Source organism: Vibrio parahaemolyticus, from assembly GCF_900460535.1.
In the GTDB taxonomy this organism is placed as follows: domain Bacteria; phylum Pseudomonadota; class Gammaproteobacteria; order Enterobacterales; family Vibrionaceae; genus Vibrio; species Vibrio parahaemolyticus.
The window spans coordinates 295,815-309,800 of the sequence record NZ_UHIL01000001.1 but is presented as its reverse complement, the minus strand read 5'-3'; the positions used below and the strand labels follow the sequence as shown (position 1 = coordinate 309,800).

Sequence of the window (13,986 nt, the reverse complement as noted above, 5' to 3'; positions counted from 1 at the left end):
TTTCTATTTTTGCCCTTCTGTCTGTTGTTTTGTCTATTCTACACATCGACCAACACGAGCTTTGCTTACTTTCTGCATCTATCCACATCAACCATTAGTCGACGTTCGACATAAAAAAACGCATCACAAGTGATACGTTTTTTGCGTCGTTGTTTGTATTCGACTCTATTCGCAGTCGTCTTCATCGGCGTTAACTGGGAACAAACACATTAAGCGACTGAGGACGAATCTTGATCTCTAAACGACGGTCAGAATAGAGTTCACCGTCGATGACGTAGTCAATCGGCTTATCCGCAGTAATCGTTACCCCTGTCGCGCTCGCGTACTGAAACAGATTCGACTCATCCTGCGCACCGACGCTGGTTAATGTTAGATCCGACAACGCCACTAGGCGTCCACCCAGCGACTGAGTGTTATCAAGGTAGGTAATGTGCAATTTCCCATCATCTGGCTGCGGCGCGCCGCCACCTTGCGCTAACACAGTACTGAATGGCGCGATGTTGGCAACGACGAAGCTGTGCACGTCCATCTCCTGACTCTCCCATCCTTGTTCACTCGCCGCCTGCCCTTCGAGGGTTACTTGCAGAGTTTGCAACTCTTCGGAAATAACAGCGTTAAAAAAGCCCGTTAAATACGCCAGTTGCCCAAAAGTATTTTTCTCTTCACGATGCGCGTGTTCAATCATCTTCTGTTCCAAACCAATCCCCAACACCAACAGAATCAAACGCTGATTACATTCTGCGGTATCTATACGTTGGCAATGACCTGCGCGAATGGCTTCACACGCTTTTCCCACCGGTGATAACTTCACGCCGACGCCATACAGCACATGGCACAGCGCATTCGCCGTCCCCAACGGTATGATGCCGAGCTTGATGTCAGTGCCGACCAATTGGCTCGCCACTTCAGTCACCGTGCCATCGCCACCAGAGACAATCACCTGATTCACACCACTTTGTTTAGCTTGCAGTGCGAGGCTTTCTGCACTGGTGGTTTCGTCCGTTTGGCGAATGCTGAGACGATATTTTTTGGTCAACTCACGAATCACATGTTGTTCGTATTGCAGCCATTTCCCACCGCCCGCTACAGGGTTCACCACCATCCAGGTCGGCTCATCGAGTGTTAGCACGCCTTTCTCACTGATCGCGCGCAGAGTTTTGATCTGCAAATTATTGAGCCTTGCAGTACTGCGCACGCGGTTGATTTTCTGCATCACCGATTCCACCGAGAGCGATGGGTCTTTACTCAGTAAATAAGCCGCCACCACAAACACCGAACGGCCACGCCCAAGTGCGCAATGCACAACCACAGAGCGCCCGCAGGCGATTTGGGTATCAATCCAATTCATCGCATGACGTAAACGCTCCAAGGTCGGCGCTTTATGATCCAGCACGGGAATAGAAAGGTAGTTGAATTGCTTGTCAGTCATGGCGCTTTCTAAACCTGCGAACTCCGCCGTAACATCAACAATGCAGGAAATGTCGTGAGAGTCGAGAAACGCCAAATCGCTCGGGAACAAGCGCCGAGAAAGATAAAGATTGTCGCTGACTTGCTGAATGGGAGGGACAGTATCGCACCGTCTCTCCCAGGCGTTGTAGGCTTTCGCCCCGAGTAAGAAAGGAATGAATGCCCATCGAATCCACCAGACAATTTTTCCATCTTGGCTTTTTCTAAAAATGGACGGGAAATCAAACAAGTAAGCCGCACTGACTAACGCTAAGGAAAGCGAAACCCAAAGCAGCAGTAAACTCACTACGATTTGAGGTATGTAGATAGCAGCGAGCAACGCAACCAGCGCGCCAAGTAGATAATATTTGACGATGAACATTCGACCTCCTTAATCCTTAGCGATGGGATAACGCTTAGCTGGCCATCTCTTCGATATAGTCATTGGCCAACTGTTGTTTTTGTTTATCGGACATCACCTTGCCTGCCATTTGGAAAAAGCGTTGCTCTTCCTCTTCCAGATGGTGCAGTACCTTGTGGCGCAGTGTTTTCATGTGCGTAAGCCAAGCGGGTGAGCTCCACGCGGTGTCATCCAACTGAGCGATTACTTTGTCGATGGCGTGGTGCTCAGCAATACCGTGACGTGTCATATCGATCGTCTTATCGCTCTCAATCAGCGGTGCGTAAAAGTAACGCTCTTCAGCGGCGGCATGTTGCTCAAGCTCGTGCTTTAGGTCACGATAAAACTCTCGACGAGTTGGGGAATCTCCGGATGTTTCCATCAGTGCATCCAGCAAAAGGAGCTGTTTTTCATGACTTTCTGTTAGCACATCGAATATGTTCTTCATCTCTGACTCCTTATCGGATTAAGAATAGTTGGTAAAACAAAGGGCGGTTATCACGCCGCCCTTTTTTGCTGTTGATGGATGAGGTGAACGCTTAACAATCTTTGTCTTCCGCGTTCAGATTCTCTTTAAGGTTTTCACAACCATCTTCAATGGCGTTTTGCGCTTCTTCCGCAGTCTCATCCAATTTTTTGCCCGCTTTTTCCATTGGCCCTTCATCACTACACGCCGCTAAAGCAAATACCAAACCAAATACTGCGGCGATACGATAAATAAATGACGTAACTCGCATGCTAACTCCTATCTATTTACGTTTTTCTTTCCAAGTATCACAAATACTATTGATACAATTAATGACAACAGGAACAGATAAAATATCACTTGCGCGACAGCTGCGGCGGCACCGGCAATACCACTAAATCCGAGCACCGCTGAAACGAGAGCCAAAGCAAGGAAAATAAACATCCAACGAACCATGGTGTTGTCTCCTTATTTTTAAAGTGAAAGCTCAATATTAGTTATTACTGAACAACTTCAATCTTATCGACAACCTTATTTACATCGTTGGTATTATTTGCAATCGATAATGCCAGATCGTGCTCGGCATCTGAGTTCACTTTACCGGTTAAGGTTACGGTTTTATTTTTTGTGGTGACATCAATGTCTGTACCACTAACGCTGGTATCCATCAGTAAACGAGTTTTCACAATAGTAGTAATTTTTGAATCCGTTAATGCAGCAAATGCATCAGAATCGGCATCTTGTTTATTTTCACTCACTACCGTTAGCTCGTTATTTACTTTTTTCACACCATCAAGGCCTGAAACCAACTCTTCTGCCAGCGACTTTTCCAAATCGTTATTGACCGAACCTGTCAGCGTAACCACCTGATTTTCAACATCAGTGTTGATATCAAAAGAGTTCAGGTTGCTATTAAGCAGTAAGGTGGTTTCTGCTTTACCATCTAGCCAAGCGTCCATGGATTCTTTTTCCCATTTATCACTGGCTAATACTGCGGTAGATGACGTTGCAAGAACTGAAGTAAGTACAATTTTAGCTGCGATGTTATTCATGGTAATTCTCCTATATTGACGTTGCAGTTCTAATAGAGCAAAGCATGTGCCAACTTTATAAGTAACTATTTTTAAAGCGTTTATTTTAAAACAGCCGTTATATTTAAGATGAGAGAGAAACCATTCGTGAATAATTTACACAGAAGAAATGTAATTTTTAATCATTGAAGAAGAAAAGATAAATAGAGAAGAAATAACATCTCATCCTTTCGTTTATTTTTGTACGCAAAAACCATCAAGTGAGATTAATTTCTAAGGATTACAATTCCACACAACAAATAAGGAAAGAAAAACGATGTAGATATATAGTTTGCTGTTGATCTCACTATATTAATAACCAACCAGATTCTAAACAGACTTTGACAATATTTTGTCTTGTACAGCTTAAATAATACACGTACATTGTTTCTGTTATAGTGAAGAGGACATTTCTATGTCACTGCCAAGCCTGTTTCTAAGAATACAAGACCCCGCCCTCAAAGAGGCTATCGCTTCTTGTCAGGAATTACATAAGTTCCGTTTGTATGACACAGAAACGGACGATGATTGGATTGATCACTTCGTCGACGTTCAACCGGATGTCGCGATTGTCGAAGTGGCGCATTTCACTCACGCTGATTACCAGCGACTTTCCGATATCGAAGCCATTTACGACATGGACTTAATCATCATCAGTTCAGGCGCGCCTAACGAGAACCTCGATAAACTGATGAACCTAGGTGCCATTTTTCACTACAGAAAACCCGTCGATCTCACTATCCTGTCTGATACACTGACCGAAGTGAGCCAGTATTATCAGCACAAGCAGGAGCAAGGACGTAAAGTCGCCACCAGCGATTTGGATCAGTTTGGTCTGCTAGTTGGCTCATCTTCTCCGATGCACCAGCTGTACCGCATGATCCGCCGTGTCGCAAAAACCGAAGCCAACGTATTGATTGTCGGTGAAAGTGGCTCAGGTAAAGAGCTTGTGGCGCAAACCATCCATCTCGCCAGCGAGCGCAAGCAGCAACCTTTTATTGCCATCAACTGTGGTGCCATTAGCCCTGAACTGGTCGATAGCGAACTGTTTGGCCACGAAAAAGGCGCATTCACTGGCGCGAACAAAACTCACCAAGGGGTATTTAAGCAAGCGGAAGGCGGCACGCTGTTTTTGGATGAAATTACGGAGATGCCGATCGAGCATCAAGTGAAACTGCTGCGTGTGCTAGAAACTGGCGAATACCGCCCAGTGGGCAGTAATACCGTCCACATCGCCAATACCCGCATCGTCGCGGCGACCAACCGCGATCCTAAAGTCGCGATCGAAGAACAATTTCTGCGTGAAGACCTATTTTTCAGGCTATCGCACTTCCCGTTAACCGTTCCACCATTGCGCGAACGTGGCGGAGACATCGTCGGATTAGCCAAACACTTTATTGCGCACCGCAACGCTAACGAATCCAAAACCAAGACGATTCTCGACTCGGCAATCCAGAAAATCGCCATGCACGATTGGCCTGGCAACGTTCGAGAACTCAAACACACCATCGAGCGAGCGTTCATTCTCGCCGACGATACCATTAAAGATGAACATCTGATTTTCGATACGCCGCCACTAGAAACTGGCACCCGATTAGAAGATATGGTGCCTGCTGGCGTATCGTTAGAAGAGCTGGAAAAAGCCGCTATTCTCAATACGCTTGAAGAGAATCAAGGCAACAAAACGGAATCGGCTCAGGAGCTGGGTATCAGCGTTAAAACGCTGTACAACAAGCTCGAAAAGTATCAAGACGAGTAAACACACCGAAAATAGCAAAAGAGCACTGAATTGAATTCAGTGCTCTTTTTCATCGTCTCTTTCTATCTTTGCGTGCAGCGCTGGATTACACCCACTGACCTGCCACAAAGCCGCTCGACCAGCACCATTGGAAGTTATAGCCACCTAACCATCCGGTCACATCCATCACTTCGCCGATGAAGTACAAACCTTTGATGTTTTTACATTCCATGGTTTTAGAAGACAGGTGATCGGTATCTACACCACCCAAAGTCACTTCCGCCGTGCGGTAGCCTTCGGTGCCATTAGGTGCGATTGACCAGTTTTCTAAACGCTCCACCACGCTAGCAAGCTCTTTCGGGTTGAACTGCTTGAGAGGTTTATCCATCAGCTCTTTACGCTCAATCAGCACTTCCACTAAACGCTTGGGCAGCACTTTTGCTAGGGTGTTCTTTAGCGATTGATTTGGATGTTTCTCAAGGCTGCGCTCGAGCAGCAGAGCGACGTCTTCGTTAGGAACTAAGTTGATAGAAACTTTCTGACCCGCTTTCCAAAAAGAGGAAATTTGCAAAACCGAGGGGCCCGATAAGCCGCGGTGAGTAAACAACAGCGCTTCTTTGAACATGGTGCCGTCTTCGGCGGTAATTTCCGCAGGCACAGCAATGCCAGACAGTTCAGCGAAATCTTCTTTGTCTTCTTTGTGCAGCGTAAATGGCACAAGTCCCGCCGTGGTTGGGATTACCGGCAGACCAAACTGCTCAGCCACTTTGTAACCAAATGGCGTCGCGCCCAGTTTTGGCATGGAAAGGCCACCGGTCGCAATCACCAAAGATTCGCACTCAACGGGCTCAGTACCCGCGTGCAGACGAAAGCCTTCTTCGGTTTTCTCAATGGTGTGCACATCGCATTGGTAACGCTGTTGAATGTTTGGCATGTCACACTCGGCCAGCAGCATCTTCACGATGTCTTTGGCGGTAAAGGCATCGACACAAAACAATTGGCCGTGGTCGCGCTCTTCAAACTCGATGCCGTGTTTGCTGACCATGGAGATGAAATCCCAGTTGGTGTATTGCGACAGCGCCGATTTCACGAAGTGTGGGTTTTGGCATAGGTAGTTGCTGGCTGATACGTCGTAGTTAGTGAAGTTGCAGCGGCCACCACCAGAGATAAGGATTTTACGTCCTGGCTTTTTGGCATGATCCAGCACAAGCACACTGCGTCCGCGCTTGCCTGCTTCTGCAGCACACATCAAACCCGCGGCTCCCGCGCCAATTACAACAACATCAAATTTCTTACTCATCGGTCGCTCTTAGGCTCTATCCAAAATCCAAAACAATAAAAAAGGATGTGCTTATTGCACATCCTTGCTTTCTAAGAGCGCCATTCTACCGACAAATGTCGAAAGGGAAAAGCGCTTAAATTCCAAGCATCGCCTAGTACGGCTTAGCTGGAAAGACCTACAAGATGAAGGCCGCCAGTAGGGTAACACCAAGCAACGCGGTTGATAGCACAAACAACTCACGCACCCGTTCACACTTACCTGTGAATATCTCATCATGGTGATGGTGATACTCTTTGCTTTTAATGTAGTGGAACAAACGCACCTGTTTGGTGACGTTACCGTGAGTGGTGAAGAAACCATTGCCATCCACTTGTTGATACAACAATGGGTGCGCTTCACGCATGATGTAAATAAGAGAACGAAGAGCGGTGAGATAACGGATCATATTGACCCCCGTTACTACCATTAGCGCAAATAAGATTGTGTCTCCACTGATCATCTTTTCCTCCCTACATCTTCAACAATGCTCAAGAGAAAAAGACGATCAATGCTTCGTCTTTTAACCGCTACTTATCGCGTTGAGAACGCTTTACGCAGCTGGAGCACCCATGATTGAAGATGAACCTTCTTTCGCCATTTGAGCTAGATCTTTGTCGATGAAGAACAATGCTTTGCCGTCCTCACCAACTAATTCGATCTTATCTAAAATCCCTTTAAACAACTTCTCTTCTTCGTGCTGTTCTGACACGTACCACTGTAGGAAGTTAAACGTTGAGTAGTCTTGGCTTGTAAATGCAACATGCGCCAATTTATTGATTTTTTCCGTGATCATTTGCTCATGTTCGTAGGTTTCACGGAAAACATCACCTAGGCTTGCGAAATCATGTTTTGGTGCTTCAATCGCGCCTAGGATAGGCATTGAGCCAGTTTCACTCACATACGTGAACAGGCGTTGCATGTGCTCCATCTCTTCTACGGCGTGTGCACGTAAAAATTCAGCCGCACCTTCAAAACCTTTGTCTTCACACCAAGCACTCATTTGTAAGTATAGATTGGATGAGAAAAATTCTAGGTTAATTTGCTCATTCAATTGTTCGACCATAGTTTGAGACAGCATGTTAACTCCTATTTATGTGCATGCGTTTTACACCACTATAACATGATTACTGAGACAAGACTTTGTACCTACAATAATGATATGAGATCACTTCGGCAAAATTTCTCAAGGGTTAGTGCTAATCTGAAACTATACCCAAGTGACTTCATAAATGTCGAAGTCAGGGCCTTGGCACTGAGGTCAGTTCGAGGTTGCTTAGGTATACGACCTTACAAGGAGATAGCAATATGAGTTACAAACACATACTTGTGGCAGTCGACCTTTCAGACGACAGTAAAGTGTTGATTAAGAAAGCCGTATCACTGGCTAAACCTCTGGATGCGAAAGTCTCTTTTATTCACATCGACGTGAATTACGCAGAGCTCTACACCGGGCTTATCGATATCAACATGGCAGAAGCGCAGCATCAAGCGATGGAAGCGTCTCGTACCCAATTGGCAAACTTTGCGGAGTACGCTCAATACCCAATCACTCATACTTTAGTCGGCAGTGGTGATTTAAGTAACGAGTTGTGCGACACCATCAAAGATTACAGTATCGATTTAGTGGTTTGTGGTCATCACCAAGATTTCTGGAGCAAGATTCTCTCTTCAACTCGTCAACTGATTAACTGTTCACCAGTCGATATGCTGGTCGTACCGCTAAAAGACTGATTGGCGCGACGTTAAAACTTGGTTAGACTGCGGGCACATTTGTTGTTGATAAAGATTCTCATCTATGGCTTATCTATCCGCAGTTACCCTGCTTTGGGCATTTTCATTCAGCCTGATCGGCGTTTACCTTGCTGGTCAGGTTGATTCTTGGTTCTCCGTGTTCATGCGTGTGGCACTGGCCAGCGTTGTATTCATTCCTTTCCTTAAATTTCGCGGCGTAAGCAAATCTCTGATCGCGAAACTGATGATCGTCGGCGGCTTTCAACTCGGTTTGATGTACTGCTTCTACTACCAGTCTTTCTTACTCCTTTCTGTTCCAGAAGTGTTGCTGTTCACTGTATTCACACCGATTTATGTGACGCTGATTTATGACTTCCTGAAAGGTCGTTTTTCGCCTTGGTATTTAGTCACTGCGCTGATCGCAGTCGCGGGTGCGGCATGGATCAAATTCGCTGGCATTAACGAAAACTTCCTAATGGGCTTTTTGGTCGTACAAGGGGCAAACCTCTGTTTTGCCATCGGTCAGGTGGGCTACAAATACATCATGGAAAGTGAGCCCGTCGATTTACCACAGCACACCGTGTTTGGTTACTTCTACTTGGGTGCGCTTTGTGTAGCAACCGTGGCTTTCGCGCTCATGGGCAACCTCGACAAACTGCCAACCACCGCAACCCAATGGGGCATTTTGACCTACCTTGGGTTGATTGCATCAGGCTTTGGTTACTTTGCGTGGAACAAAGGGGCAACCTTAGTGAATGCCGGCGCGTTAGCGGTAATGAACAACGCGTTAGTGCCAGCAGGCCTGATTGTGAACATCGTAATTTGGAACCGAGACGTCGACATCGTGCGCCTCGCGATTGGCGGCGCGATCATCATGCTATCGCTGTGGATTAACGAAACGTGGGTGAAAAAACGCGTTGAAATGAGCTACGCCAATAAGTAACGTGCCTTTCTCGACACATATTCCAGCAATAAAAAACGCTCTCCAGTTGGAGAGCGTTTTTTTTAATTCAATTAATGCACTTTGGCTTGTGAGCTTGCGCCCATCAACGCATTAGGCGGCGTTGGTAACAACACTTCCAACTTCGCATTGCGGGCTTCCAGTTTGCGTTGACGCTTGAGCAACTTCTGCTGCTTTTTTGCCACTTTTAGCAGCTTTTTCTGCTGTTTGTAGTGTTTTTTCAGTGCCTTTTTCGCTTTCTTAAGCGCTTTTTTATCGGCCAAATCAAACAGTGCAGGAGCCGCCATCGACACTGGTGTCACCACTTTCGCGGCTTGTTTCTTCTCTTTCACTCGCTCGACCACACGTTTCACGATCGCCGCCTTTTCTGCGCTGTGTTTTGGCGTGACGGAAATGGATTGCGCAGGCAGCGCTTCAGCTAACAGACCGCATGCTTGTTGCTCGTTTAACGGCTTGTCTTGGCATTTTTGTGGAGGAATTGCGGCAGGCTTACACAATGAGTCTTTAGAAGCGGAAGAGCGTGCACAAGAGCGACACACGAACTTAGGTGCGACGACCAAACGGTGAATGTCACCCAAGTTGGCCGCAATTTGTTTGCGGTTCATCTTACATAAGCGTTTAGACATTCGACTACTCCAGCTTCCCAATTATCGACAGCATCACAACAAGTGAAATAATAATAATTCTTAGTTAGATATACAGTCAGAGTGTCGAATTAGCAAGTGAAAACTATCAATAGTGTGCAGGAAAGAATGGCAGCGTCACAGCACTTGGTTCAATGCTGTGACGAGAAGTTTTTGCGAGTCAGGAGGTTATGCCATCGAGGCTTTGACGTAGACGTCGAAACGGTTCTTTTTGGTTTCAATCGCCATGCTTGGCTTTTGCTCGTTCAGCCAATTCGCGTAGTCCGGGCGCTTAACCACCACGCGTTTCGTTGCCAACGCCAGAGCAGGCTCGAGCAATCCATCGGCATCCAAATCCGCTCCCACCAAAGATTGGAAGACGCGCATCTCTTTTTTCACCAACGCGGATTTCTTTTTGTTTTCTGGGTGTGGGTACATCGGGTCGAGATACACCACATCCGGTTTCACAAACTCGCTGTCTTGCGCCAGTTGATCCAGCGCGTCATGGCTGGAGGCATGGATCAGCGACATACGCTCAGATACCCACGAGCCGATTTCTGGGTCTTGTTTCGCGCGAGCCAAACCGTCATCCAACAAGGCCGCCACGACTGGGTGACGCTCGACCATCTGCACTTTACAACCTAGCGATGCGAGCACAAACGCGTCACGACCAAGGCCAGCCGTGCCGTCTAACACGGTTGGGGTCGCACCTTTGTTCAAGCCTGCGGCTTTTGCGATCGCTTGCCCTTTACCGCCACCGAATTTACGGCGATGACCCACCGCGCCACCAATCAAATCGACAAAAATCGCACCGAGCTTAGGCTCATCGACTTTACGCAGCTCTAAACGCTCCGCAGTCAGCACCAAAGCAAAGTCGCTCTCGTCAGTGTGAGAAAGCTGCCAACGCGCAGCCAGTTCGTCGAGATGAGATTGTTGAGACGGGTCTTCACAGATCAATTGCAGTTGCAAAAGGAGGCTCCAATAAAAATCGAGGTAACTGGCGCTGAGTGTATACCCAAGTTACCTCTAAAAGCTAGATTGGCGGCGAGATGCCAAGGTTAAAGCGAAGAGAGATTCTCGACCAATTCTGCCAACGGTTTCGGGTGACCAATGCCATAGCCTTGCCCGTAATCCACACCAAGGTCGATCAAGTGCTGCATGACTTGCTCGTTTTCGACAAATTCCGCCACCGTTACTTTGCCAAGCTGCTTCGCCAAATCATTGATGGAGCGAACCATTACTCGGTCCATTTCATTCACGTCGATATCTCGTACGAAAAGGCCATCAATTTTCACGATATCTACAGGAAGTTTCTTCAAGTAACCAAAAGAAGACAAGCCCGAACCAAAATCGTCCAGCGCAATCATACAACCGAGCGATTTGGCTCTGGTGAAAAAGTCGATGGCTTGATCCAAATTGCCCATGGCCGCCGTCTCTGTGATTTCTAAACAGATTTTTTCGCACGGCATGGTCGAGTTTTTCAATCGTTCGAAGAGAAAATCGATAAATTCCTGATTCCCCATGGATTGACCAGAAAGGTTAATCGAGCAACGCCCCAACTTTTCCACTACGTCTGGTCGCTGTTCAAACCATTCAAGCGCTTGGTTGATCACCTGCTTATCAATCCAATGCGCAATGTTATAACGCTCGGAAGCGGGAATGAAAATCGCCGGAGAGACGTAGTTACCCTGCGCGTCACGAATACGCACCAAAATCTCAAAATACATCAGCGACTCTGGCGACTGCAAATTCATCACTCGTTGAGCAAACAGCTCCAAGCGTTGATTAGACAACGCCTCGTGCACCAAGTTGACGCTCTGCATTTCCATCTGACGACGCTGCAACTCTTCATTATCTAAGCTGAATAGATTGTAACGGTTACGCCCCTGCTCTTTCGCCGCATGGCACGCCGAATCTGCTTGCGCGTGCACCATTTGCGGCGTTTCTGCCGTGTGGTCGATGATACGAATGCCGACCGAGCAACTGATGAATAAGCGTGTGTCTTCCCAGATAAACAGGTGCTCACCCAATGTGGAGATAATCACCTTCGCAATATTGATCGCGCCATACTCGTCGCAATCTTTCAGTAGCACCGCGAATTCATCGCCGCCCATTCGCGCAAGCACGGAATTGTATGGCAGCACCTCTTCCAACATGCTGGCGCAAAATTGAATCGCGGCATCGCCCGCATCGTGCCCAACGGTGTCATTAAGCACTTTCAACTGGTCGAGATCGAGGTATAACATCGCATGCACTCGGCGGTGGCTATCCACTTCACGCAGCGCAGTTTTCAACTCCAACTCAAAGTGGTTGCGGTTGTATGTCCCCGTCAATAAATCATAACGCGCCTGATACTCTAACTTCTCAGCCAAAAGCTTGGTCTCTGAAATGTCTTCACCCACAATCAGCAACTGATCGGAATCGTTGAGCGGTCGAATGTTTTCGCGTACCCAAACACTGTGCCCGTCAGCATGGCGATACTCGATTTCACGTCTCCATACATCATGAACTTGATGACTCGGTTGCAACAACACCTGGCGTGGGAACAGTGCTTTGTCATCAAGATAGAACTCTCGCAGGCGATGGCCGAGCATCTCAAGCGGCTCGTAGCCCAATAACAGTTGCGCGAATCGGTTCACTTCTTGGATGCGGTTGTGGGTGTCGAGCGTCACCATCATCACGGGCTGCTGCTCGTAGTAATTACGCAAGCTCGACTCACGCTGATAGAGCTTATCTTCCATCAACTTACGGCTGGTGATATCACGCGCCTCAAACAGATACTGCTTTTGTTTGCCTACCTGCTGGGAGAACGGCTTTAAGGAAATTTCGAGTACCATAGAGCCGTGCTCTTTGCTCCAGATTTCGGCTTCAAATGTCGAAACTTGTTGCTGCGGTGCGTCAAAATAATCGGCGATCGCGTGGCGTGCTTGCTCACTCCAGTTTTGATGTAGCCAAAGTGGCTTATCTAAGCGTAATTCCTGATGATAGAGTAAAGATTGCAGACGATCGTTGCCAGATTTAAGCAAACCATGTTTATCCAAAATCCCCATGTACTGCATACTTTGGTCAAAAATGGACTCTAAAATCGCTTGGCTTTCACGAGCAGCTGTCTCGCTGCGACGAATGCGTTGCAAGTAGTAGCTCAGTAGCAAAATAGCCACCAGCATCAACACGAACAAACTGCCAAACAAGCGAATTTCTTTGGCGAAACGCTCCGAAAATTCCATCGGCTTATTAAAAAAGACCGCCGAGGATTCTTGCTCTGCGCCCAACCCCCAGCGCACGACCGCTTGGTAATCGAGCTTGATTTCAGAATCGCCATTCACCACCGGAGGTAATGGTTCTTGTGGGTGGTCGAGCACTTGTTCAAGTAATCTAGCCGCTTCAACACCTTGCCGATAACCGCTTTGAATCACGCCGCCCACCGCACCATGACCCAATCCTACATCGTGCACCATAAACAATGGCGCGTTGGAGGCCTTGTTGATCTGAATCCAGTCACGCTCGCTGCCGACCACGCCATCTTTGTCGCGGTAGTAAGTCCAAAACAGCACCACATTTTCTTTATTGAGTTGAGCGATTTTTTGCTTCAATGCTTCAACATTGTCAGGGACAAGTTGAGTGATCTTGTTGCGATAACGGTCATGTTGTTGGATAAAATCGTCAATCTCGTCGCGAAGTATCGCACCAGTCACCGAATGATCACTGATGATGTAAATCTGCTTGTTGTCTGGATGCAAACGCTCGATCAGCGCTAAGTTCGCTTCTAAATCGACGTTCTCAATCACGCCGGTTGCGTTAAGTGATTGATGAAAGGAAGGACGGTAATTGTTGATGCCACAGAAAATCACTGGCGTGTCTTTGATCAGCGGCGCCAAGTGCTGCATCAATTCCAATGCATTGTTGTCCGTCACCAAAATGGCATCAAAACGCTCATCGCTCAACTTAGTGCGATAGAGTGATTCGAGCTGGGTAAAAAACTGCTCGCTCTGGTTGCGCTTGGAATCCAAGTATAAGACGCGCATGTCCATCTCGCGGTCATCGAGTTGTTGATCGATCCCGCGCTGAATGGAGTCCGTCCAAAAGAATCCTTGGTGATAAGAATGGACGACAAGCACCTTCGGCTCTTGAGCAAGTGTCAGTTCACTCCAGGCACATGCACTCCAGAATAAGGCGACCAAAATCAGAAAACGCTGCACATTCTCTCCATAGCATCGGAGTTAACCCGCA

Annotated in this window: 14 protein-coding genes; 3 read left to right on the top strand and 11 right to left on the bottom strand. The window is 47.3% G+C overall.

Going from position 1 to position 13,986, the window contains the following annotated elements:
• Positions 1–190: 190 nt before the first annotated feature.
• The 5 genes from DYB02_RS01640 to DYB02_RS01620 form a co-directional block, all read right to left on the bottom strand.
• Positions 191–1,828, bottom strand: coding sequence for a diacylglycerol kinase family protein (locus DYB02_RS01640; protein WP_029806181.1), 1,638 nt, complete (start codon positions 1,826–1,828; stop codon positions 191–193).
• Between the two features lie 34 nt (positions 1,829–1,862).
• Positions 1,863–2,294, bottom strand: a complete 432-nt coding sequence (locus tag DYB02_RS01635) for a hemerythrin domain-containing protein (RefSeq protein ID WP_029806183.1) — start codon at positions 2,292–2,294, stop codon at positions 1,863–1,865.
• A gap of 91 nt (positions 2,295–2,385) precedes the next feature.
• Positions 2,386–2,583, bottom strand: coding sequence for a hypothetical protein (locus tag DYB02_RS01630; RefSeq protein ID WP_005466987.1), 198 nt, complete (start codon positions 2,581–2,583; stop codon positions 2,386–2,388).
• Positions 2,584–2,591: 8 nt separating this feature from the next.
• On the bottom strand, positions 2,592–2,768 hold the full coding sequence (locus tag DYB02_RS01625; RefSeq protein WP_005478615.1) for a DUF1328 family protein: 177 nt from the start codon (positions 2,766–2,768) through the stop codon (positions 2,592–2,594).
• A gap of 44 nt (positions 2,769–2,812) precedes the next feature.
• Positions 2,813–3,364 carry a BON domain-containing protein gene (locus DYB02_RS01620; protein ID WP_005478674.1) on the bottom strand — a complete coding sequence of 184 codons (552 nt, stop codon included), beginning with the start codon at positions 3,362–3,364 and terminating at the stop codon, positions 2,813–2,815.
• Between the two features lie 433 nt (positions 3,365–3,797).
• On the opposite strand from DYB02_RS01620, the gene DYB02_RS01615 reads away from it, so the two are divergent.
• Positions 3,798–5,141, top strand: coding sequence for a sigma-54 interaction domain-containing protein (locus DYB02_RS01615; RefSeq protein WP_005478617.1), 1,344 nt, complete (start codon positions 3,798–3,800; stop codon positions 5,139–5,141).
• An 85-nt stretch (positions 5,142–5,226) separates the two neighbouring features.
• Here DYB02_RS01615 and DYB02_RS01610 read toward each other — a convergent pair whose 3' ends face one another.
• The 3 genes from DYB02_RS01610 to ftnA all read right to left on the bottom strand — a co-directional run bounded on the left by DYB02_RS01610 (position 5,227) and on the right by ftnA (position 7,519).
• Positions 5,227–6,420 carry a BaiN/RdsA family NAD(P)/FAD-dependent oxidoreductase gene (locus tag DYB02_RS01610; protein ID WP_029845626.1) on the bottom strand — a complete coding sequence of 398 codons (1,194 nt, stop codon included), beginning with the start codon at positions 6,418–6,420 and terminating at the stop codon, positions 5,227–5,229.
• A 157-nt stretch (positions 6,421–6,577) separates the two neighbouring features.
• Positions 6,578–6,901 (bottom strand): universal stress protein UspB, encoded by a 324-nt coding sequence (uspB, locus tag DYB02_RS01605; protein ID WP_005394407.1) that lies wholly within the window; start codon positions 6,899–6,901, stop codon positions 6,578–6,580.
• Positions 6,902–6,991: 90 nt separating this feature from the next.
• Positions 6,992–7,519, bottom strand: a complete 528-nt coding sequence (gene ftnA / locus DYB02_RS01600) for a non-heme ferritin (protein WP_005467599.1) — start codon at positions 7,517–7,519, stop codon at positions 6,992–6,994.
• A 227-nt stretch (positions 7,520–7,746) separates the two neighbouring features.
• On the opposite strand from ftnA, the gene uspA reads away from it, so the two are divergent.
• Together uspA and DYB02_RS01590 are read left to right on the top strand one after the other, a co-directional pair.
• On the top strand, positions 7,747–8,172 hold the full coding sequence (gene uspA, locus DYB02_RS01595) for a universal stress protein UspA (RefSeq protein ID WP_005467601.1): 426 nt from the start codon (positions 7,747–7,749) through the stop codon (positions 8,170–8,172).
• A 64-nt stretch (positions 8,173–8,236) separates the two neighbouring features.
• The gene (locus tag DYB02_RS01590) at positions 8,237–9,115 is read left to right on the top strand and encodes a carboxylate/amino acid/amine transporter (protein WP_005467602.1); all 879 of its coding nucleotides are present in this window, start codon (positions 8,237–8,239) and stop codon (positions 9,113–9,115) included.
• 71 nt (positions 9,116–9,186) lie between these two features.
• On the opposite strand, the gene DYB02_RS01585 is transcribed toward DYB02_RS01590, so the two are convergent.
• The 3 genes from DYB02_RS01585 to DYB02_RS01575 form a co-directional block, all read right to left on the bottom strand.
• Entirely contained in the window at positions 9,187–9,759 is a 573-nt protein-coding gene (locus DYB02_RS01585) for a hypothetical protein (protein WP_020904396.1), read from the bottom strand.
• A gap of 186 nt (positions 9,760–9,945) precedes the next feature.
• Positions 9,946–10,725 carry a class I SAM-dependent methyltransferase gene (locus tag DYB02_RS01580; RefSeq protein ID WP_025502333.1) on the bottom strand — a complete coding sequence of 260 codons (780 nt, stop codon included), beginning with the start codon at positions 10,723–10,725 and terminating at the stop codon, positions 9,946–9,948.
• 89 nt (positions 10,726–10,814) lie between these two features.
• A complete protein-coding gene (locus tag DYB02_RS01575; RefSeq protein ID WP_029806471.1) occupies positions 10,815–13,955 on the bottom strand; it encodes an EAL domain-containing protein in 3,141 nt (1,046 codons plus the stop codon).
• Positions 13,956–13,986 lie beyond the last annotated feature (31 nt).